The sequence below is a fragment of the Pyrinomonadaceae bacterium genome (assembly GCA_036277115.1).
In the GTDB taxonomy this organism is placed as follows: Bacteria; Acidobacteriota; Blastocatellia; order Pyrinomonadales; family Pyrinomonadaceae; genus UBA11740.
On the sequence record DASUNM010000021.1, the window covers coordinates 215,296 to 237,050 of the forward strand.

Consider the following 21,755-nt stretch of genomic DNA (forward strand, 5'->3'; position numbering starts at 1 on the left):
CGTCTTCCTGGGAGATTAATCATGAAACGACGATCTGTGTTTTTCGGGTTACTGCTGGCGGTAGGCATCCCGATCATCGGGACAGCGCAGGGAACTCGATTGCTTCGTCACCCGAGTGTGAGCCGCGATTTGGTCGCCTTCGCTTACGCGGGAGATTTGTGGCTTGTGTCGCGCGACGGTGGCCAGGCACGCCGGCTCACTTCGACGGCCGGGGCCGAAATGGATCCTTACTTCTCGCCCGATGGGTCGCAGATTGCTTTCAGCGCCACAGTTGCCGGTAACACCGATGTGTACCTGGTGCCAACCACGGGCGGTGACCCCCGGCGATTAACTTATCATCCCGGCCCTGATCGAGTTCGTGGGTGGACGCCGGATGGTCGCCGGGTGCTGTTCGCGTCGGGCCGGGTGGGCGCGCCACAGCCATACTTCCGGCTCTGGACGATCGGGTTGGATGGTGGTTTGCCGGAAGCGTTGCCGATGCCTCGGGCCTTCAGCGGTGTTTACTCACCCGATGGCCGTCGTGTCGCCCACGAAGAGTTTTCCACGGCGTTTATTCCCGCGTGGTACGAGGCCAGCTATTGGAAAAACTACCGCGGCGGCCGCACGCATCCGATTCGAGTGATGACTCTGGCCGATCATTCCATAGAGAAACTTCCCTGGACCAACAGTAACGACACCGACCCGATGTGGATCGGCAACACAATTTACTTTCTCTCTGATCGCAATGGCATGGTCAACCTCTTCTCGTACCGCGCGGACACAAAGCAGGTGGCCCAGGTTACGCGTCACGAGGATTTCGATGTGATGAACGCCTCCGCGGGCGCTGATGCAATCGTGTATGAACACGCCGGCTATGTGCATCTGCTCGATCCCAGATCGGGGCAGTCTCGTCGACTCAACATCGATGTGAACGGCGACCTGCCCTGGGCCCGGCCCCAGTTTAAGAAAGTAGTCAGCATGATCCGTAACTCCGCGCTCTCTCCCACCGGCGTGCGCGCGGCCTTCGAAGCGCGCGGCGAGATTTTCAGCGTGCCGACGGAAAAAGGCGACTACCGAAATCTCACGCAGAGCCCGGGCGCGCATGATCGTAGTCCGGCGTGGTCGCCTGACGGGGCGAAGCTAGCCTGGCTTTCAGACGCCAGCGGAGAATATCAACTAATGCTGGGCGATCCGCTCGGTCTGACGGCGGCACGTTCTATTTCACTGCCGTCAACGGCATTCTTCTCCGCCCCGGCGTGGTCTCCCGACGGCACGCAACTCCTGCTTCAGGACAACCACAAGAATCTTTGGATGATTGAAGTGACGAGCGGCAAGGCGACGAAGATCGATACCGACAATTATCCCGATCCGTTTCGTTCGTTCGACGCGACCTGGGCGCCCGATTCCAAGTGGGTCGCTTATTCCAGGAACCTGCCGAATCGTCTCCGCGCTATCTTCATTTACTCGCTGGCTGAGAAAAAGAGTCAACAAGTTACGGACGGACTGGCAGATTCGATCTCGCCTGCCTTCGATGCGGGAGGCAAATATCTTTACTTCATGGCGAGCACTAATTATGGGCCGAGCACCGGTTGGCTGGAAATGAGTTCGATCGATCGGCCGGTGCGTCGTGCGATTTACCTCGCGGTGTTAGGCGCGACCGAACCCTCGCCACTATTGCCGGAAACCGGTGACGAACCACCGCCACGGCCCACCCCCGGCGAAGCGCCACCGCAACCTACACCGGCGGCGCCGCGGACGCTGAATGTTCGCGTTGACTTCGATCGCATCGCACAAAGGATAATTGCCGTCAATATTCCAGCCGGCGAGTATAGCAATCTCACTGCGGGCGCAGCCGGAAGTTTCTATTACACTGAACCGATTCAGACGACTGCACCTGGACCACCTTCACTCCGATTGCAACGCTACCAACTCAGTGCGCGCGCCGCCGCTCCTTTTCTGGAAGGCATTCGCTCGTACTCGCTCTCGAGCGACAAGAAGAAACTGCTCTATCAGGCCGCTGCCGGTGGCGGAGCCAGTTGGGGAGTCGTGCCTACCGATCGGCCGGCGCCTGTGAGAGTCGGGGATGGGCCGCTCAACCTCGCGACTATGGAGATGCGCATCGATCCCAGGGCTGAGTGGGAAAATATTTATCGCGAGACCTGGCGCATTCAGCGCGAGTATTTTTACGATCCGAAATATCACGGCGCTGATTGGGAGCAAGTCTTTGAGAAGTATCGTCCGTTCGTGGCTCACGTCGGTCATCGGGCGGACCTGGCATATCTCATCGCGGTGGTGGGCGGAGAACTGGGGGTAGGCCACTCATATCTAACCGGCACGGGCGACGTGCCGGGTGAAGATCCGGTGCCGGTTGGACTATTGGGAGCAGACTTCGCGATCGAGAACGGACGCTACCGAATCAAGCGCATCTATACCGGCGAGAATTGGAATCCCGATCTGCGAGCGCCGCTCAGCGCACCGGGCATTCAAGTGGCCGAAGGAGACTACATTCTCGAAGTAAATGGCCGTGCGCTCGCGCCGCCCACTAACCTTTACAGCTCGTTTGAGGGAACAGCGGGAAGGCAGACGCTAATCAGGGTCAACAAGACTCCTTCAATGGAAGGCTCACGGGTGATTACCGTGATTCCAGTACCAAGTGAGGATGGCCTGCGCGCGCGAGCTTGGATCGAAGACAATCGGCGAACTGTTGACAAGCTTTCCAACGGCCGGTTGGCGTACGTTTGGCTTCCTAATACCGGAGGACCCGGCTACACGTACTTTACTCGTTACTACTATGCGCAGCAGGACAAGGAAGGCGCGATCATCGATGAACGCTATAACCAGGGCGGCCAGGTTGCCGATTACATAGTTAGTGAGCTGGACCGCAAGCTGATGGGCTATTTTGCGCAGCGCGACGGTCAACCGGCTACTTCACCCATTGCCGGAATCTACGGACCGAAAGTGATGATCATCAACGAATCGGCCGGGTCAGGCGGCGACGCATTGCCCTACATGTTCCGACAAAGAAAGCTCGGTCCCATGATCGGAACTCGTACCTGGGGCGGGCTGGTCGGCACTTTAGGTTTTCCGCCGACCATCGATGGCGGAGGAATCACAGCTCCCAACCTGGCCTTTTACGATTTGTCGGGCAAGTGGGCGGTCGAAAATGAGGGCGTGCCGCCGGACATCGAGGTGGAATACACACCGGCTGAAGTCATTAAGGGACACGATCCACAGCTTGAACGCGCGGTGCAGGAAGCAATGAAACTGCTGGAACAGAGTCCGGTGAAGCGCGTACCCCGACCGGCGCCGATCAATCGCGTGTCCAGGAGACCGGACAGCAGGTGATTACTCTCAAAGTGAGGTTTGATTCATGAGGATACACAGAGTTTTTCGGGCAGCTTTGTTGCTGCTGTCGTTCAGTGCGTTCGCGTTCGGTCAGGATAAAGTCGAGATTCTCGACAAGTATGTCGAAGCGGCGCGCCGGGAGTGGAAGATTCCCGGAATGTCGATGGTCGTCGTGCGAGACGGCAAGACGCTCTTTTCGAAAGGATACGGCGTACGCGAGCAAGGGAAACCGTTGGCGGTTGATTCCTCGACGCTCTTCGGCGCGATGTCAACGACCAAAGCGATGACGGCAGTGGCGATGGGCATTCTCGTGGATGAGGGAAAGGTCGGGTGGGACGATAAGGTCACGAAGCACCTGCCGAATTTTCGCGTCGCCGATCCCTACATTACCAGTGAAATTCGGGTCCGCGATCTACTCACGCACAACGCCGGACTGCCGAACGCTGATTTTCTCTGGGCGCGCGCCACTGACTTGTCGGCGGATGAGATCGTCAGTCGTTTGCAGTATTCCAAGCCCACCTACCCGTTTCGCGGCGGGTTTGTTTATCACAACGTGATGTATCTCGTCGCGGGAAGAATTATCGAGAAAGCGAGCGGGATGTCCTGGGAAAGATTCATGACTGAGCGCGTGTTTGGCCCACTCGGGATGAAAAACACTTTCCCGACGCTCGGAGCGTCGCGCGACTACCAGAATCGCTCGTCGGCTCACTACGAGATCAAGGATCAAGTGACGGTCATTCCGGAATCAGCGGTTGATGTCGCCGGCCCCGCTGGTTCGGTGTGGTCTACGTCGGACGACATTGGCAAATGGGTAAACTTCACGCTCAACAACGCGGTGATGGCAGATGGCAAAACTCTGCTTAAGCCGGCGACCTTCGACGAACTCTTCAAACCGCAAGTGATCCTTCCGGCAAACTTTTACCCGACTTTCCGTTTGCTGAAGCCGCGTTGGACGACGTATGCACTTGGCTGGATCCAGCACGATTACCGTGGCGAGATGGTCAATTTTCACACCGGCAGTCTCGCCGGGCGCACGGCCATCGTCGGCTTACTCCGCGACAAGAAGCTGGGCGTTTATATTTTCGGCAATCTCGACCACGCCGAACTACGTCACGCGCTGATGTATAAAGTTTTCGATCTCTTCGCCTTCGACGGCAGCGGCCGCGATTGGAGCGCAGAGATGAAAGTTTTGTACGACGGCCTCGAGGCTGAGGCCGCCAGGACTCTGGAAACCAGGCGCGCCGCGCGACAGAAAGACACCAAGCCGACGCTTTCGCTTGACGCGTACGCGGGAAAATATTCCGATCCCTATTACGGCGCCGTCGAAGTGCAAATGGTTTCCGGAAAACTCCGCGCGGTGATCAACCGCGAAACTTACGCCGACCTGGAGCACTGGGAAAAAGATTCCTTTTTGGGAAAATCGAACAAAGCCTGGCAGGGCGAAAGCCTGGTCAGGTTTGACGTCAAACCCGACACCAAAGAAGTCGAATTGATCCTGGGTGGTGCACGGTTCAAGCGGCAGTCAGAGCGGTAACCTATTCGTGTTCGAGTGGCCGGTGGGTAGGACTGCGTACTTTCCTCGAGAGCCGTGTATCAGGCCGCTGCGATAACTCGTGATGGAAAGAAGACGCACTTCACGGAACTAACATGCGAAACAGACTGAAAAAACTAATCGCGCTCACGATCGTGCTCGCGTTGTCGTTCACCGCAATCGCGCAGGGACAATCCCGCGCCAAATCACAGGCTCAATCATTCGACGTAATTATCAAAGGCGGCACTGTCTATGACGGCACTGGCCGCCCCCCGAGGCGGGCGGATGTCGGACTAAAAGGCGACCGCATCGCAGCCGTCGGCAATTTGAGCCGGGCCACCGCAACCACGGTTGTGGATGCAAAAGGTCTCGCGGTGGCGCCGGGCTTCATCAATATGCTCTCGCATTCTGAATCGTCCCTGATTCGCGATCCGCGCTCGCTCAGTGAGATCAAGCAGGGTGTGACGACGCAGATCTTCGGCGAATTTTCCATGGGCCCGCTTAACGATCAGATGAAGCAGCGCATGAAGGAAACGCGAGCCGATGGAGTCGATATCGAGTGGACGACGCTGGCCGAATATCTCACCTACCTCGAGAAACGCGGCATCCCGCAAAACGTCGCTTCGTTTATTGGCGCAGTAACCATTCGCGAGCACGTCATTGGTTTGGAAGACAAGCAGCCGACGCCTGCGCAACTCGGACAGATGCGCGAATTGGTGCGACGCGAGATGGAAGCGGGCGCGCTCGGAATCACGACGGCGCTGATTTATCCGCCTGCTTTCTTTGCCAAAACGGAAGAGATTATCGAGATGTGCAAAGTGGCGGCCAAATACAAAGGCAAGTACACCACGCACATGCGCAGCGAAGGCAATCAGTTGATCGAAGCCGTGGAGGAAACCATTCGCATCAGTCGCGAGGCCGGGCTGCCCGCGGAAATCTATCACCTCAAAGCGTCGGGCGCGGACAACTGGCCCAAGATGGATCAGGTGATCAGGATGATCGAGAAGGCTCGCCGCGGCGGCTTAAAAATCACGGCCAACATGTACAACTATCCGGCCGGCGGCACAGGGTTGGACGCGTCAATGCCGCCCTGGGTTTGGGATGGCGGACGCGACGCCGGTTACAAACGCCTCCAGGATCCGGAAACGCGCAAGAAGATTGCCGAGGCCATTCGGACTAACTCAAACGACTGGGAAAACCTCTACGCGCTGGCGGGATCGCCGGACCGTCTGCTGTTGGCCAGTTTCAGAAGTGAGCAATTGAAACCGCTGGTCGGCAAGACTCTGGGTGAAGTGGCGAAGATGCGCGGCAAGGATCCGGTCGAGACGATCATGGATCTTGTGCTTGAAGATCGATCTCGAATCGGCACCATCTATTTCCTGATGAGTGAAGACAATCTCAAGAAGCAGATTCGCCTACCGTGGGTTTCGTTTGGATCCGATGCCGCTTCGATTGCGCCGGAGGGTAACGCGCTGCGGTCTTCGGCTCATCCGCGGGCTTACGGCAATTTTGCGCGTCTGCTTGGCAAATACGTGCGCGAAGAAAAAGTGATTTCGCTGACCGAAGCAGTGCGGCGGCTCTCAAGCCTGCCGGCCACTAATCTCGGGCTTGCTCAGCGCGGCTTTCTTAGAACCGGAATGTTCGCAGATGTCGTGGTGTTCGATCCGCAGACGATTGCTGACCGCGCGACGTTTGAAAATCCGCACCAGTTGTCGGTTGGCGTGCAGCACGTATTTGTGAACGGCACGCAGGTACTCAAGGACGGTGAGGTCACCGGAGCAAAACCAGGAAAGGCGCTTTGGGGACCGGGGAAAGTGAAGTGAGCGTGCGGCAGCGGGCGACGCAACGAACTGATAGCGGAGCTGCGAAGCAGCGGTCGTAGCTAAGCCCAAGGCGAGGCTTGTTGAGCCTTGGGAAACCATGCGTTTTAGATCAATCGAGCCCGCGAAGCGGGCGACAGAGATTTTTGGCATACGGTTCGGTAAGTCAGCTTTCAAAGGGCTGACAACTCAGCGGGCTTACAGGTCGCCGCTCCGCGGCTCCAGACGATTTGGATGCACGTTACCCAAGGCTCGCAAAGCCTCGCCTTGGGCTTAACTACCCCCGCTGCTCCGCAGCTTGTTGAGTAAGGTCGGTCACACGTTCCGTAATGAGCGGACGCTTGCGCCACCTAGGACTTTTTTGGCCTATGGAAACACCGACCCAATGGAATTACGCAAAATGAAACACGCCATCACAAACCTACTTCGCGCGCTGGTCGCTCTCGTCATCTTCGCGACCTTCGCGTCCGTCAGCGCGCAGCAGGAACCGTTTACTCGTACCGACGCAATGGTGCCGATGCGCGATGGCGTCCGTCTCAACACGCGCATCTATGCGCCGACGCGCGCCGGCGAGCAGTTTCCTTTTCTCCTTCTGAGAACGCCGTATGGCATCGGCAACTCGACGCCGACGCAGATCGCAGCGGCGCTGCCCGAATTAGCTAATGAAGGTTTCATCATCGTGCAGCAAGACATTCGCGGACGATTCAAGTCTGAAGGCCAATACGTCATGCTGCGGCAGCCGCGCGATCCCAAAGACAAGAACGCGATCGACGAAAGCACCGACACTTACGACACGATTGAATGGCTCCTGAAAAATGTCTCGAACCACAACGGGCGAGTCGGAATCGCCGGAACCAGCTATGGCGCCTGGCTGGCGGTGATGGCCATGCTCGATCCGCATCCGTCACTCAAAGCAGTCGTCCAGCAAGCGTCGCCGGCTGACATGTGGATCGGCGACGACTTTCACCACAACGGCGCCTTCCGTTTGAGCTATGGTTTTGAATTCGCCTACATGATGGAATCGTCGAAGGAGATGACGAATGTCTCGCAGGTCATCGACACGTTTGACACCTACGAGTGGTATCTGAAACTCGGCTCGCTCGCCAACGTCGAATCAAAATATTTTCACGGCAAGATCCCAAGCTGGCGCGACTTTGCGAATCGTCCCGACTATGACGATTTCTGGAAACGGCAGGCTTTCGCGCCGTGGCTGAACCGCGTGACTGTGCCGACGCTGAACGTCGCGGGCTGGTGGGACCAGGAAGATTTTTACGGCCCGATAAAGATCTATGAGCTGCTCGAACGACATGACACGGCGAAGCAGAATTTTCTGGTCGTGGGCCCATGGAACCACGGGGGCTGGTCAAGAGGCGATGGCAAAAAGCTGGGCAAGATAGATTTCGGCAGTGCGACTTCGGAACACTACCGGACCAGGATACTCGTGCCGTTTCTTGCTCACTATTTGAAAGGCAAGGGAAGTCATGAACTTTCGGAAGCGTTGACGTTCAGGACTGGCGCCAACGAGTGGGTCCGGCACGATGCGTGGCCGCCGAAAAAGAACGTGGTAGATCGCAAGCTGTATTTACAAAAAGACAGGGTGCTTTCATTCACCACTCCCCCGGCAACCGGCCAATCGTTTGACAGCTACACTTCCGATCCCTGGAATCCGGTTCCTTACCGTCCGCGCCCGATAAGGCTTCGTATCGGCTGGTCAACCTGGCTGGTCGAAGATCAACGTTTCGTGGACCATCGACCCGATGTTCTTTCATGGGTGAGTGAACCGCTGGAAAAAGATGTTGTCGTGTCCGGGAGGATTATCGCTAACCTATTTGCTTCGACGACGGGCACTGACAGCGACTGGATCGTAAAGCTCATCGACGTATATCCGCAGAAATACGACGCCGATCCGGAAATGGGCGGGTTTCAATTGATGATTGCCGGCGATGTTTTCCGTGGCCGCTATCTGAAGAGCTTTGAAAGACCGCAACCGATTCCGGCAAACTCTGTCCAGCACTATCAAATTCCGTTTCCGGCCAACGATCATATGTTCAAAAAAGGTCACCGGATCATGGTGCAGGTTCAGAGCACCTGGTTTCCGGTAATCGATCGCAACCCGCAACGATTCGTGCCGAACATTTTTCTGGCGAAAGAATCGGACTTTCAGCGAGTGACCCAGCGAGTGTTCCGCTCCGGCAGACACGCATCGCACATCGCTGTGCCGGTTGAGACGCGGCGGTAAGGGGTTAGTAAAGAGGAATTATGAAAAACAAGTTATGGATAGTGCTGTTTGTGCTTGGCCTATCATGCTACGTCTTTGCTCAAACACCGGCGAAAGACTTTGAAGGCGCATGGCAGGGCGCACTTGATGTGGGTGGTACTAAGCTTCGCCTGGCCCTGACCGTGACAAGATCAAACGCCGGCGTTTACACCGGTAAATTAGACAGCCTCGATCAAGGCGCGACCATCCCGATTGACACAATCACGGTCAATGGTGATGCCGTGCGCTGGGAGATTAAGTCCCCCGCGATCGTCTTCGAAGGTACCCTGAACAAAGAGCGCACGGAGTTGATCGGGACGTTCACCCAGGGAGACCAAAAGCTCCCGCTCACCCTGAAGCGCAGCGAGCAAGCAACCGCGACGGCAACTCCGACCCCGACTCCGACACCGAAGCCGGACTATTCAGCACCTGCTGACGCACCTTACACGGCCGAGGATGTAGTGGTGAAGACGCCGGCCGGCCACACGCTTGCCGGCACACTGACACTACCCAAGACTGCGAGCCGTACAAAACCCGTCGGTGCGATCGTCACCGTTACGGGATCCGGAGCGCAGGACCGCGACGAGAACATCGGGCTGCCAGGTTTTCGGCCCTTCCGCCAGATCGCCGATTCGCTGGCGCGCCGCGGGATCGCGGTGCTGCGCATGGACGACCGCGGAACCGGCGGCTCGGGGGGCACGTTCAAGGGCTCAACCAGCGCCGACTTCGCAGAGGACGTGCGCGCCGGCCTCGCTTATCTGCGCACGCGGCCAGAGATCAAGGCCGATCGCCTCGGCGTGCTCGGTCACAGCGAAGGTGCCATCATTGCGCCGATGATGGCCGAAAAGGAGCCCACGCTGCGCGTCATCGTGCTGCTCGCCGGCATCGCCCAACCCGGGCGCACGGCGCTCCACTATCAATTAAAGAACATCATCGAGCACGACACGAAGCTGACGCCCGCCGAGCGAGAAACCCGCATCGCCGACATCCCGAGAAGGATCGACGCCATGATGGCAGCCGACCCGTGGATGAAATTCTTTCTTACTTACGATCCAGCAGCGACTATGCGCCGGGTGAAGACACCGGTGCTGATCCTCACCGGCTCGCGCGACCAGCAGGCTGTGCCCGCGGAGGTGGCGTTACAGGAAGCCGCGTTCAAGGAGGGGGGCAATAAGGACGTGACAGCGCGCGTGCTACCTGACCTCAACCATCTATTTGTCCAGGACACCGACGGCTTTCCGATCAACTATGCGAAGCTTCCGCCGCCGATAATGATGCGGGACGACGTGTTGACGATGATCGGCGATTGGCTCGCGCAGCGGCTGCGTTGATGAGCCCTCTGTTCGCGGCTGTGCAGCACAATTCGCTTTCCACGAAATCATCTTCAGCCATTGACGCGGAATCCCGGCGATAATTTTCTGCCGCGCTACACCTGCAGACTTGATCACGGGAGTTCTTCAACGCGTTAATCGAATTTGAGACGTTTCAGCCAATTGCCCGTTGCGTAATTAATTTCTTACATATACCCTCAGCAAATCGCTAATCGGTTTGCCCCCTGAGCGGCCCATAAGAGTTGTCCAAATCAATATTTTTGGTTGAGATCGATTTTTTACGATTCCGCGACTGCTTTCGTAAATATTAGATGATTACGGGCCGCAACATTATCTTCACGTCGAGCATTGACTGGGACGATCAGTGGCAAGCTCCGCAAGAACTCGCCGTCAGACTAAGTCAGGCCGGCAATCGAGTGCTCTATATTGAAAACACCGGCGTGCGTTCTCCCGGTTTTCGCGATACGAAACGGATCGTGCGACGGTTAAAGCATTGGGCAGGGGCGCTGCATCAGCATAGTCTCCGCCAGGTCGCGCCTAATATTTGGGTCCATGCTCCGCTGGTTTTGCCTCCCTTTGGCTCCGGCATACGAGAATCTCTTAATCGACATTTATTTTTGCCACTGATTGGAAAAGTCGCGCGTGGTCTTCGCATGACGGACCCCATCATTTGGACATTCCTGCCCACCGATACAACTCTCGGCGTGTTGGATTTGTTGTCTTCAACGAACAGCCGGGTAATCTACTACTGCGCCGGCGACTTCGCTCAACTAACAACCGACTCTCAACAGCTTGCGCGTAACGAAGCTCAGTTAGTCAGGCGAAGCTATGTCGTCTTCACTATTTGTGAAGAGTTGGCAACTCACTGCCGTCAATGGAATAACAACGTCCACGTTTTTCCCTACGGCGTAAACTTAAAGGCCTTTCCGGTACAAGATTCTGACTTCCCCTCGCTCCGATCCGCGCATGGGGAATTCTCATGGGCCAGGCAATCCCCGGCGAAGTCACCCGCGCCAGCGGCAAAAAATGGGCATAAGGTAATTGGCTATGTCGGAGGATGGCATCGTCATGTAAGCGTCGATATGCTGACCGTGATGGCGAGGGCGCGTCCCACCTGGTCGTGGGTTTTCGTAGGCTCATCGGAAATTTCGTTGAACGACTTCGCCGATCTGCCGAACGTTTACATCCTGGGTCAGCGCCCGCATCGAGAGTTGGCAGATTACATACGGACCTTTGACGTCTGTATCGTTCCGTACAAGCGCAGCACCTACACTGAAACAGTGGTGCCGTCGAAAATTAATGAATACCTGGCGATGGGTAAGCCAATCGTTTCCACAAATCTGCCGTGGGTCTGCGCCTTTAATGAGCAGCATCAAGTGATTGTCACCAGTCAGGAACATCCGGAGGAGTTCCTGCGGGGAATTGAGCATGCGCTTAGTCTCAGAGATGACGACGCTTTAATTGCGCGGAGGCGCGCGGTTGCGCGCCAGGGCGATTGGGAGACGCGGCTGGAAAGCATGAGCGAGCTGATTACAAACCACCGGGACAAACCTGATAACTGGGGGTCGCTGCCCGCATTGGTGTCGACTGAACAAAATAACGACCACGGTGCTTTTAGCTCAAGGATAGTGGGTCCGTTCGCCTCGCAGCCGTATTCGCACCAGGGCGCGTTGGACTGAATCTATGTCTTCAGTACGGGAAACTCGAAATGCCTTCGTGTCGGTGATAGTTCCCGTCTGGAATGATGCCGAGCGGTTGGCCGGTTGTCTTCATGCGCTCGAGGAACAAACTTACGCCGATGAGTTATACGAGGTCATCGTAGTCGATAATCATCCTGAGCAGCGAGACGGCGAGGCCGGGCAGAAGATTGCTCAGCTTGTTTCCGTAAATGCTCACTCGCGAGTTGTACATGAGAGACGACCGGGCTCCTACGCCGCACGAAATGCGGGAGTGGCGGTCGCGCAGGGAGAGATCATCGCTTTCACCGACGCCGATTGCATTCCCGCGTCCGATTGGATCGAAAGAGGCGTGGCCCACCTGACGGCGCTGGAAGCGAATTGCGCGGTCGTGGCCGGTCACGTCGAGATTTTCCCGCGCGTAGCCGCGCAGCCGAATGCCATCGAGCAATATGAACAATTGATAGCGCTGCCCCAGAAGGAATTCGTGAGGAAATACGGTTTCGGGGCGACCGCAAATCTCTTTACGTTTAGAAAAGTATTAGCGCAGGCGGGGGACTTTCTCGCGGAAGTTAAGTCGGGTGGTGATCTGGAGTGGGGCAGGCGCGTCACGGGCTATGGCTACAAGTTGGAATACTGCGAAAAGACGCGTGTGTTCCATCCCGCACGCGCATCTTTCGCCGAGCTGTACACCAAGATTGTCCGCGTTGCTGGTGGACATCATGATCTGAAACGCTTGAAGGGAAGCGCGTACCTCGAATTCGACAGAAGCTGGCTGCTGGATCTCGTTCCCCCTGTTAGAGCCATGGCCCAGGTCATGCGCGAGCCGTCGCTTTTTCGCTGGCGCGATAGGATTAAGGTTTGCACTGTCCTCTGTTTCGTCCGGCTTGTGCAGGCTTTTGAAAAATCACGCCTTGCTTTTCCAACGCTATGGAATCACCACACGACAACGCGCTAGCCGGCTCACTCGTTTCCGTCATCTTGCCCGTTCACAATCGCGCGGACTGGGTGACTCGAGCAATTAAGAGCGTTCTCTCGCAAAGCTACCCGCATTTCGAGCTGTTGGTTATCAACGACGGCTCAACAGATGGCACACGGCATGTACTGAAGGGCTTCACCCCACGCATCACAATTCTCGATCAACCACACAGTGGGGCAGAAGCCGCACGTAATCTTGGTTTGGAACACGCGCGTGGAGAATTCGTCGCTTTCATCGACTCGGATGACGTGTGGTACGCCGACCGTCTCAGCCGCCAATTGCCGCTGTTCAGCAGAGATGAAGTCGGGCTGGTTTTCGGCAATGCCACACTGGTTGATTATCGACAGGGGACTCCCCGCCGTTTGCGGCGCACGTTCTTTGATGGTGTTCGTCCCAGCCGGGGGCGCGTGCTGGAGGCCTTTGCCGCCGGATGCTTCGTGCCTTGCTCGTCGGTAGTGGCCCGGCGCCAATGTTTCGAGGTTGCCGGCGGGTTCACGCCGGGACACGTCGCTGCAGACTACTTAAAATGGCTGGAGATTTCAGCGAGCTACGAGCTGGATTATGTTCCCGAGCCTGTTTTTGAATACGCCATCCATGCCGGCGGACTGTCCCACAGTTTGCCAGAGACTTTAGCGGATAGATTGGCAGCGTTTAGGGAACTGCAAGAGCGAAACCTTAATCCGGAGATGGACCTTGTAATCCGCCGAATTTTGTTCAACCTCAGCGTTAGCCTCCGCATCGCACACCTGCGCCAAGGTTCAAAGTCTCGCCCAGTGAGACCACCTTTTATCCCACCCGCGTCGCCCAGTGAGAGATTGAACTGGGCGTTGAAGTTCGCGGCCAACCAGATCAGCACGCGCGGACGATGGTGGATAATGAAGTCTGCGAACGCTCTCTCTGATTCACTATAGACCTGCCCAGTAAGCGGACGAGTAACGAAAACATGGTTTCAGCCCGAAGGGCTGAGAGACAGTAGCCGGTGGTCGCAGACCACCGGAAGGAGAAGCTAAAGAATCCGAGCATCCTGAAGGGATGCCAGAACTCGCTATTTTCTTGCACCCCTGCGGGGTGCATTGACGCATGTACGCAATCCGGAGGTCTGCGCTTCGCTGCGACCTCCGGCTACTTTCTCTCAACCATTCGGGTTGTCATATGGCGACTGTCCGGGTTCAAGCCTTTTGAGGCAAAGGCCCTTCACGATGACAGCGATTCTCATGCGGGCCGCTGACCTCTGCCCGGGCGGTTGTGGGACAGGAGACCCCGGAGCGAACTCTTAATAGCATTAATCGTCCGTCTTCCGATTAGCGGAGAGAGGAGCAGCGTCGGCGCCGCTCGACACGCCCTGAGATAGCCGGCCAAAGCCGCTCGGTAGTTTCCCCGCTCGAACTCTTCGTCAGCCGCGCGCGACCATTCGCCGCTCCGGCGGTAGCGGCGTGCGCGTCGTAACTCATGTGGCCGCAGTCCGGCCATGAAATCTTCGAACACGCTTTTCCTCATCTCCTGTATGTTGTGCGGTCGCCACTGACCATCGTGCGTGCGGTAGTCGAGCACGATTGACGGCAGGATGAGTACGGGGCCGAGCCGTGCGATGCGTAACCACAACGTACGGTCGTCAACGACGATCACTCCCGGCGGGTAGCCGCCCACCTGTCTGACTTTCTCTGTGTGGTAGAGCGTCTGGCCAGAGACGGCCGACCAGACACTCCCGTGCAACAGCTCTGGCCAGATGATTTTCTTCACGGGCTTTGACGGATGGTTGATGCGGACGCCCTGGCCGCTTTCCTTGAACTTGAACCTCGCGCCCGCAGCCGCCACGGCGCTTTCATCTTGACGCAAGGCTTCGGCGAGTTGCGCGAGGGCTTCAGGACGGAGGAGGTCGTCGTCGTCGAGGAACATGATGAACTCTCCGCGCGCCTCGGCGAGCGCGTGATTGGCGGCCACCGCGCGCTGGGAGTTCTCCGCGAGTCTGAAGATGCGCAGCCGCTCGTCGTGCTCGCGCTCGCGCGTGAGCCACTCCCAGGTGTCGTCCTCCGAGGCGTCGTCAACGACTAAAAGTTCCCATCTCTCGAACGTCTGCGCACGGACGCTTGCGACGGCCTCCGCTAAAAACGCGCGCCGGTTGTGTGTGGCGATCACAACTGAGACCGAAGGCCGCTCCATCTCAACCTTCACCCTTCCGCTCTCCCCTCCGCAGAGCCAACGGGCCTGCGGACTTCGGCGCGCGCGCACAGCTCGTCGAAAGCTGCGATGAACTGCGAGCTGTTGTGCGTCTCGCCAACCCACCGGCGACCTTCGCGTCCGAGCCGCAATCGCAGCTCGCGGTCTCCGAGCAGACGCCTTAAACCCTCGACGAATTTCGGCATTCCTTCAAGCCCGGTGCCGTCGAAGCGCCCGGTGTAGATGCCGAAGCGCGAGACCAACTCCGCTGGGTTCTGACAACTGATAACGGGCGTCGCGCAGGCAAGGGATTCAAGCATGCTAACCGCCACCCCCTCATGAATGGAGGTGTTGACGAGCGCCCATGCCGACGCGAGCAACCGCAGCTTCTCCGCGCCGTCCACGTGCCCAAGCATTTGCACGTTGGCGGGCAAGTGTGTGGGTTGCCACGCGCCCTCGCCCTCGAAGTGGTTGTTACCCAGGAAAAGAAACTCGACTTCAGGGAACTGCCGGGCCAGCTCTGCAAACAGCCACGGGCGTTTGATCGGATCGAGGCGGCCGAGGAAGATGACACGAAGCCGCTCGCTCTTTGTCTCGCCGGCTGGGTTAATGTCTATCGGGTTCGGGAGGTGAAAGATCTGCGACGGAGTAGTGCGGTAAGTATCGTGTACTTTATCCGCCAAGTCCGTCGCCAGCGTCGCGAACAGAACAGGTCGCGCGAGTAGGCGCGACGCGCGCACGATTACGCCGAGCGAGGTGCAGTTAATTTCGTCTATCCCCTGCGGCCGCGCGGGGCCGGCGCCGGGGATGCGGAGCGTGTTGATCTTCCGCACGTCGGCCGGCGGTCGCGGGTCGCGCACCCAGACGATGATTGGCGTCCGCGGCAATGCGCCTGCAAAGAAGCGGTAGCTCGGGCGGTAGTCAATCATCAACAACAAATCAAAACGCTCAGCTCGCAGTCGTCGCAAGTCCGACCGCCAAGTCACGCCTCGCGAAATCAAGCGAGTGTCATGGACCCAACTCTCAACCGCACCTTCGTTTAGTGGCAGCGTCCGGTTTAGAAAGACCGCGTCGATGCCATGTTCAGGGTGTTGGTGGAAGAAGTTCGCGACCTGCCGCGCCGCCCAACCGAACCCCCCGATCCCTCCCACCCCTTCAGCGAAGAATTCGTTAGCGACAATTCCGATCTTGATCCGCTTGAAAGTACGTTTACCAGTTCTCATAGTGAGCTAAGCGGGAAGCTGCGTTCACGCATTTGGGTGATCCATCTTTCATTGCTTCCGAAAATAGCGGACGAGTGTGAACAAGCGCCAGAGAGACGGAGTCCCTCGCTGGTAGTATCAACCAGAAGCCAAGATCTTGCAGCCAATCCCGCCAAACCAGCGCCGCGGATACAGTCTTAACCTCTCAGCCCAACGACTCGTGCGCGGCCGCTGAAAGGAGAATTCCTCTGTGGTAGCATGCGCCGAACCGGCGCGTTTGGTAAAAGTGGCACGATGGCGCTCCATCGCTATCTCAACCGGCATCCGGAAATTTAACTGAGTCATCCCAAAGAATTCAGGTTCTTTCAGTTTGAGCGGATGCTGGAGCTGCCTCATTGGCTCAAGCGACCTTGTTCCCAATCCTTACGCTTTATAGTGTTCAGGCCCTTAAGATCGCACAGCATTGAAGAGTTTGGCGATCTGATTCCACTGTCGTTATGCGTATATGCATCGTCAGAAACGGCCCGGTGACCTATTCGGAGACTTTCATCCGAAAGCATGTCACAGACCTCCCGGCTGAAACGGTGCTGTTAGATGATTGGCCCCCGTGGGCGAAATCGGCGTCGCTATGGGAGAAGAGCTTGCCGGGCCGTGCCTATCATCGTGCGCAACGCGTGCTTTTCCCCGATCGATATGAGCGGTGTATTACCTCGGCTTACGTTGAATTCTTCCGGCGACAGCAAATTGAGGTCGTGCTTGCGGAATATGGGCCCACCGGAGTCGCCGTCCTGGGGGCGTGCCGGAAATTAAACCTGCCACTCGTCGTTCACTTTCACGGATACGATATGAGTGAGCGGTGGGTGTTAGAGCGCTATGCTCAGGGCTATTCGGTGATGTTCAGGCAGGCGGCAGCGTTGATCGCGGTGTCCCGCGAAATGCAAAGAACGTTGATTGACATGGGCGCGCCGCCCGAGCGAGTGCATTACAATCCGTGCGGAGTTGATTGCGAATTTTTCCATGGAGCCAGGCCGTCCGAGTCTCCTCCGCACGTGCTAACCGTCGGACGCTTCGTCGAAAAGAAAGGGCCACAATTAACACTCGTAGCCTTTGCCGATGTGGTGAAGGCATACCCGGAAGCGCGTCTGCGCATGATTGGCGATGGGCCACTGTTCGCGGAGTGCCTGACACTCGTGGGAAGGCTTGCGATTGAACGCGCCGTAACTTTTCTGGGCACCCAACCTCACCATGTCGTGGCCGATGAGATGAGGCGCGCGCGTCTCTTTGCCCAGCACTCCATCGAAGCCGCTTCGGGTGCCATGGAAGGCACACCCGTCGCTCTTCTCGAAGCCGGCGCTAGCGGTCTCCCAGTCGTGGCCACGTATCATGGTGGTATTCCCGATGCGGTCATACCCAATCAAACAGGCCTGCTCGTCAAGGAGCGAGACGTTGCCGGAATGGCCGACCAAATGCTTCGCTTGTTACGCGATCCTTTGCTTGCCGCAGAGTTGGGCGAAGCTGCCAGACGGCGGGTTGAGATGAATTTCTCGTCAGCTCGTAGCATCAACGCGCTTTGGACAATCATCAAAGATTGCAGCGTTAGCAAACCGAATTGATGCTTCGATGTCAGCTCGAATGGAAGAGTTGGTGCCGAGGGTGGGACTCGAACCCACACGACCTTACGGTCAACGGATTTTAAGTCCGTAGCGTCTGCCATTCCGCCACCCCGGCAATCCGCAAAAAGATACCACGCAGCTTCATTGTGTCAGAAGTCCAGTTGTCGTTGGCCACCACCGAATGCCACCGTTTTGGTTACGGCAGCATACTCGCCCTTCTGACCACATCGTGGCGGTGGTAAAATGCCAGCCGCTTCGTGAGTCTTGCCATGCCGATGACTGAAGAGCAGGAAGTTTTCGTAAAACACATTCAGAAGAAGGGGTTGAAGCGCACCGCGCAGCGCGACCTGATTCTGGATGTGTTCCTGCGCACCGAAGGTCACATGTCCGGCGAAGACCTTTACCGGTTGGTGCAAGCACAGGATCCGAGCGTGGGGCAGACGACAGTCTATCGAACGCTGCGATTGCTGATGGAAGCCGGGCTGGCGCGCGAGGTGCGCTTCGGCGACGGCCGCGCGCATTACGAGCACCATTACAAACATGAGCATCACGACCACATGATTTGCTCTGAGTGCCACAAGGTCATCGAGTTTTATTCCCCGGAACTGGAAGCAATTCAGGATGCGATGGCCGCCAAGCATCGATTTGAGCTCACCGAGCATCTCTTGCGGATGATTGGTGTTTGTTATGACTGTCGAAAGGCCCGTATACCGAGCGTGAAGAAGACCCCGACTTCGCGCGCTGCCGCCCGCTAACCTGATGACTCAAACTCGCCGCCAACTCATTCAATTCTCCAGAAGTCCTGTGCGATTTTTCACCGTTGCGTTCGCGCTGATTCTGCCGCTGTCGCTGCTCGGTTGTCCCAGTACCAATAACAAGCCGACAAACATTGGAACTGTGAATTCGCCTGAGCCAAAGTCGGGTTCCGACTTTGACGGCAATCGTGCTTTTGAACACGTGCGCAAACAGGTTGAGTTCGGCCCGCGGCCTGCGGGCTCGGCCGAATTAGAGAAAACGCGCGGTTACATCGTCGATCAGCTGAAGTCGTACGGGCTCAACGTCATGGCCGACGAGTTTCAAGCGACGACGCCGCAAGGCCAGAAGAAGATGGTGAATGTCACGGCTGAACTCGCCGGTGAATCAGCTGACGTCATCATTATCTCAAGTCACTACGACACCAAGTACTTCAAAGACATCAAGTTTGTCGGCGCGAATGACGGCGGATCTTCAACCGGAGCAGTGATTGAAATCGCGCGCGTGCTGGCCGCGAAACCAAAACCGAAATTCACTTACTGGTTCGTTTTCTTCGATGGGGAAGAACCGTTTTGCGAGGACTGGGATACTTGTCAGAACCCGAATCCTGCAGATCCCGGCAATGAACTTCCGGATAACACGTACGGCAGCCGCCATTACGTCACTCAGCTGATAGCGAAAAATGAGCTGAAGCGCCTGCGCTCGATGATCTTGCTCGACATCGTGGGCTATAAAGATCTGAAGTTCGGGCGTCCGGCTTTAAGTTCGAAATGGCTTGTCGATCTAATTTGGCAGACCGCAAAGCAAGCCGGCTACGGCTCACAGTTCACTGACGCTTACGAAGGCGTCAGTGACGACGACCATGCACCGTTCCTGCGCGCGGGCGTCGATGCGGTCGATATCATTCAGCTGGGAACCTATCCTTACTGGCACACCAAGGAAGACACCCTCGATAAAGTTTCGGCGAAGAGTTTGAAAGCGGTCGGCGACGCGATGATTCTGAGTTTGCCGAAGATCGAAGAACGAATTCGAACCCACGCAAAGTAGTCAGGCCACGCTTCTCGACAGCATCGGTCCCTGGAAAACTCTTGGATGGCATTGTGTTTGCTCCTCACGGTGCCTGATGGAATGTTGTCTTAATAGAGTGCAGATAAGTTCCGAGCGCTGACGCAAGTTAAAACAAAAATGAAAATTCTGTTCGCGATTGTTTGCGCGTTGGGAGTCTTGTCCGTGGCTACGGAGGCGACTGCTCAACGGCGTCGAACAAGCCGGCCGACTGCACGGACGCAACGATCGACACCACCTGCGCCCCCGGCCCAACCCATGCCCGTTCTTCCGGACATCAGAAACGATCCGGATGTGGAAGCTGCGGACATAGCCATCATCGCGAATATTACGGCCGAATCGCTGCGATTCGACGCCATCGCCAATTCCACCGTTGAGTTTCTCGACAAGTCCAAAAACCAGACGATTTGGCAGGTTGAGCGATTCAATCTGCCCGACAAACTCGAGCCCGGCGTGACCTACCGAAACATTGGCATTCGTTTGAAGATAACCAGCCGGCTGGCTGATATTGAACGTATCGTGGCAGAAGCGCTCGGCGAAATTCCCATTACTGAAAATAGCGAACCACCAAAGGCGCCGTCGCCAGCAAATACTCCTGTTAACGCTCCACCACCGGCGACCCCGGCTGGCGCGACTAATAGTCAGAAGGGTAAGCCGTGAATTTCATATCTCGAATCGTTTCAATTTCGGCAATCGTGGCGGCGGCGGCGGTGGGCTGTGCCAGCCAACAGAAACTTCCTCCCACTCCCGATCCTGTTCAGCGCGTAAGCGCAGAAGAAACCTTTGATTTGAATATTGTTGAGCGCCGTATTACTGAGAACGATTTTTTCGCGGCGACTTCGGTCGGGTTGGACAGCCGCGAAGGGAAGAACCTGAGCATGAATGTGGGGGTCGAGGTGCGTGCCGGAAAAATTGATGTGTTAATGCGCAATGTCACCGGCACCGTTCGCTTCCGTGGCTCAATTCAAAAAGTTCTGGATCGCTTAAACTCACGCCCCGCGCGTCCCCCGCGCTGAATTGCTTTTTCGAAACGTTGGCCCCCTCCATTTGAAACCCTGGACCAAACCTGGAGGATACATGAATCACCTGAGGAGCCTCGCCCTTTGCGGCGCCTGTGTTTTGCTGGCGAGCATCGCCGCAGTGGCGCAAACACCTACAACAACCACCGGATCAACGGACGCGTCAATCACCAGCGGCAGCACACGGAATAACCAACAGCAACCGCGGCCTTCGCCGACACCAGTCACGCCCGTGCGCCCGCTGACGCAGGAAGAGCGCACGCGCCAGCAGGAGTCTAGCGCCCGTCGTCGTCAGGAAGCCGCGACTGGTGATCCTGATGTATTGCTCGACGTGCCAAACCTGTCGGTGGACGAGATCAATCTCGAGGTCGACAATTTGAAGGCGAAGGTATCGCTGGATGCGCGCCTGGCGAATCTGCTGGCTCTATCGGCCGGTGCTGACGTGAGCATCGACAAGGTGAAGCTCAACATTAAAGGAGTCAAAGCCGAAGTCTTACTGAAGGTCAGACTCGATAACGTGGCGCAGATTATCGACCGCACGCTCACGACGATTGATCGCAATCCGCAGATCCTCGAACGCTTATTGCAGACGGTAGACAAGACCGTTGACACCGTTGGCGGTGTCGCGAACACAGCGCTTCAACCCGGCGGCGTGTTAAGCCAGACGGTTAATACGCTTGGCCAAACCGTTCAGCGCACTGTCGACACGACCGGAAACATTGTCGAGCGGACATTGGATACGGCCGGGAAAGCCGTCGATTCGAAAACGATCGGCAATGTCTCGAGTTTGCGAGTTTTGTCTGAAACAACGAACTCTGCGGGACAGACGGTGCGGCGCGTTCAGGACAGCGGCGGCAGCGTTATCGAAGTCCTACTCGATAATGCGGGAAAGGTACTCAGCACTAAAGTATTGAGTCGCGGCAGCCAACCAAATCAATAGAAGGACGGTAACGAGGAGGAAACCCGAGGATTAGGAATGGGGGACTTCTGCGTGGCTTAGAGGCGGGCTCCTGCCCGCCTCTTTCTTT

General features: G+C 57.0%; 16 protein-coding genes and 1 tRNA gene. 14 read left to right on the forward strand and 3 right to left on the reverse strand.

Annotated elements, in window-relative coordinates:
* Positions 1 to 21: 21 nt before the first annotated feature.
* From VFX97_05205 to VFX97_05240, 8 genes are all read left to right on the forward strand, one after another.
* Positions 22 to 3,324 (forward strand): PDZ domain-containing protein, encoded by a 3,303-nt coding sequence (locus tag VFX97_05205; GenBank protein ID HEX5702596.1) that lies wholly within the window; start codon positions 22 to 24, stop codon positions 3,322 to 3,324.
* A 25-nt stretch (positions 3,325 to 3,349) separates the two neighbouring features.
* Positions 3,350 to 4,858 (forward strand): serine hydrolase, encoded by a 1,509-nt coding sequence (locus tag VFX97_05210; protein ID HEX5702597.1) that lies wholly within the window; start codon positions 3,350 to 3,352, stop codon positions 4,856 to 4,858.
* 113 nt (positions 4,859 to 4,971) lie between these two features.
* Entirely contained in the window at positions 4,972 to 6,678 is a 1,707-nt protein-coding gene (locus VFX97_05215; GenBank protein HEX5702598.1) for a D-aminoacylase, read from the forward strand.
* Between the two features lie 382 nt (positions 6,679 to 7,060).
* Positions 7,061 to 8,914, forward strand: coding sequence for a CocE/NonD family hydrolase (locus tag VFX97_05220; GenBank protein ID HEX5702599.1), 1,854 nt, complete (start codon positions 7,061 to 7,063; stop codon positions 8,912 to 8,914).
* Positions 8,915 to 8,934: 20 nt separating this feature from the next.
* A complete protein-coding gene (locus tag VFX97_05225; protein HEX5702600.1) occupies positions 8,935 to 10,263 on the forward strand; it encodes an alpha/beta fold hydrolase in 1,329 nt (442 codons plus the stop codon).
* A gap of 311 nt (positions 10,264 to 10,574) precedes the next feature.
* Positions 10,575 to 11,942, forward strand: coding sequence for a glycosyltransferase (locus VFX97_05230; protein ID HEX5702601.1), 1,368 nt, complete (start codon positions 10,575 to 10,577; stop codon positions 11,940 to 11,942).
* A gap of 4 nt (positions 11,943 to 11,946) precedes the next feature.
* Positions 11,947 to 12,897 (forward strand): glycosyltransferase family A protein, encoded by a 951-nt coding sequence (locus tag VFX97_05235; GenBank protein HEX5702602.1) that lies wholly within the window; start codon positions 11,947 to 11,949, stop codon positions 12,895 to 12,897.
* Positions 12,870 to 13,829, forward strand: a complete 960-nt coding sequence (locus VFX97_05240; protein HEX5702603.1) for a glycosyltransferase family 2 protein — start codon at positions 12,870 to 12,872, stop codon at positions 13,827 to 13,829. The genes VFX97_05235 and VFX97_05240 overlap by 28 nt, the downstream gene beginning before the upstream one ends.
* Positions 13,830 to 14,130: 301 nt before the next feature.
* Here VFX97_05240 and VFX97_05245 read toward each other — a convergent pair whose 3' ends face one another.
* Positions 14,131 to 15,078 (reverse strand): glycosyltransferase family 2 protein, encoded by a 948-nt coding sequence (locus VFX97_05245; protein HEX5702604.1) that lies wholly within the window; start codon positions 15,076 to 15,078, stop codon positions 14,131 to 14,133.
* 8 nt (positions 15,079 to 15,086) lie between these two features.
* Positions 15,087 to 16,298 (reverse strand): glycosyltransferase, encoded by a 1,212-nt coding sequence (locus tag VFX97_05250; protein HEX5702605.1) that lies wholly within the window; start codon positions 16,296 to 16,298, stop codon positions 15,087 to 15,089.
* A gap of 476 nt (positions 16,299 to 16,774) precedes the next feature.
* Between VFX97_05250 and VFX97_05255 the strand changes: the two genes are divergently transcribed.
* Positions 16,775 to 17,890, forward strand: a complete 1,116-nt coding sequence (locus tag VFX97_05255; GenBank protein ID HEX5702606.1) for a glycosyltransferase — start codon at positions 16,775 to 16,777, stop codon at positions 17,888 to 17,890.
* Between the two features lie 29 nt (positions 17,891 to 17,919).
* Here VFX97_05255 and VFX97_05260 read toward each other — a convergent pair.
* Positions 17,920 to 18,005: transfer RNA gene (locus tag VFX97_05260), tRNA-Leu, on the reverse strand.
* A gap of 154 nt (positions 18,006 to 18,159) precedes the next feature.
* Between VFX97_05260 and VFX97_05265 the strand changes: the two genes are divergently transcribed.
* The 5 genes from VFX97_05265 (at position 18,160) to VFX97_05285 (ending at position 21,667) form a co-directional block, all read left to right on the forward strand.
* The gene (locus VFX97_05265; GenBank protein HEX5702607.1) at positions 18,160 to 18,645 is read left to right on the forward strand and encodes a transcriptional repressor; all 486 of its coding nucleotides are present in this window, start codon (positions 18,160 to 18,162) and stop codon (positions 18,643 to 18,645) included.
* Between the two features lie 49 nt (positions 18,646 to 18,694).
* A complete protein-coding gene (locus VFX97_05270) occupies positions 18,695 to 19,690 on the forward strand; it encodes a M28 family metallopeptidase (GenBank protein ID HEX5702608.1) in 996 nt (331 codons plus the stop codon).
* Between the two features lie 138 nt (positions 19,691 to 19,828).
* Entirely contained in the window at positions 19,829 to 20,368 is a 540-nt protein-coding gene (locus tag VFX97_05275; GenBank protein HEX5702609.1) for a hypothetical protein, read from the forward strand.
* Entirely contained in the window at positions 20,365 to 20,724 is a 360-nt protein-coding gene (locus VFX97_05280; GenBank protein HEX5702610.1) for a hypothetical protein, read from the forward strand. The genes VFX97_05275 and VFX97_05280 overlap by 4 nt, the downstream gene beginning before the upstream one ends.
* Before the next feature lie 61 nt (positions 20,725 to 20,785).
* Complete coding sequence (locus tag VFX97_05285) at positions 20,786 to 21,667, forward strand: hypothetical protein (GenBank protein ID HEX5702611.1); 882 nt, start codon at positions 20,786 to 20,788, stop codon at positions 21,665 to 21,667.
* Positions 21,668 to 21,755: the final 88 nt, after the last annotated feature.

What these genes read in the sequence shown, in the direction of transcription:
- VFX97_05215 (HEX5702598.1), top strand. Translation starts at nt 4,972, where the DNA reads ATGCGAAACAGACTGAAAAAACTAATCGCGCTCACGATCGTGCTCGCG.
- VFX97_05255 (HEX5702606.1), top strand. Translation starts at nt 16,775, where the DNA reads ATGCGTATATGCATCGTCAGAAACGGCCCGGTGACCTATTCGGAGACT.
- VFX97_05230 (HEX5702601.1), top strand. Translation starts at nt 10,575, where the DNA reads ATGATTACGGGCCGCAACATTATCTTCACGTCGAGCATTGACTGGGAC.
- VFX97_05210 (HEX5702597.1), top strand. Translation starts at nt 3,350, where the DNA reads ATGAGGATACACAGAGTTTTTCGGGCAGCTTTGTTGCTGCTGTCGTTC.
- VFX97_05240 (HEX5702603.1), top strand. Translation starts at nt 12,870, where the DNA reads ATGGAATCACCACACGACAACGCGCTAGCCGGCTCACTCGTTTCCGTC.
- VFX97_05265 (HEX5702607.1), top strand. Translation starts at nt 18,160, where the DNA reads ATGCCGATGACTGAAGAGCAGGAAGTTTTCGTAAAACACATTCAGAAG.
- VFX97_05225 (HEX5702600.1), top strand. Translation starts at nt 8,935, where the DNA reads ATGAAAAACAAGTTATGGATAGTGCTGTTTGTGCTTGGCCTATCATGC.
- VFX97_05250 (HEX5702605.1), bottom strand. Translation starts at nt 16,298, where the DNA reads ATGAGAACTGGTAAACGTACTTTCAAGCGGATCAAGATCGGAATTGTC.
- VFX97_05245 (HEX5702604.1), bottom strand. Translation starts at nt 15,078, where the DNA reads ATGGAGCGGCCTTCGGTCTCAGTTGTGATCGCCACACACAACCGGCGC.
- VFX97_05235 (HEX5702602.1), top strand. Translation starts at nt 11,947, where the DNA reads ATGTCTTCAGTACGGGAAACTCGAAATGCCTTCGTGTCGGTGATAGTT.
- VFX97_05285 (HEX5702611.1), top strand. Translation starts at nt 20,786, where the DNA reads ATGAATCACCTGAGGAGCCTCGCCCTTTGCGGCGCCTGTGTTTTGCTG.
- VFX97_05205 (HEX5702596.1), top strand. Translation starts at nt 22, where the DNA reads ATGAAACGACGATCTGTGTTTTTCGGGTTACTGCTGGCGGTAGGCATC.
- VFX97_05220 (HEX5702599.1), top strand. Translation starts at nt 7,061, where the DNA reads ATGGAATTACGCAAAATGAAACACGCCATCACAAACCTACTTCGCGCG.
- VFX97_05275 (HEX5702609.1), top strand. Translation starts at nt 19,829, where the DNA reads ATGAAAATTCTGTTCGCGATTGTTTGCGCGTTGGGAGTCTTGTCCGTG.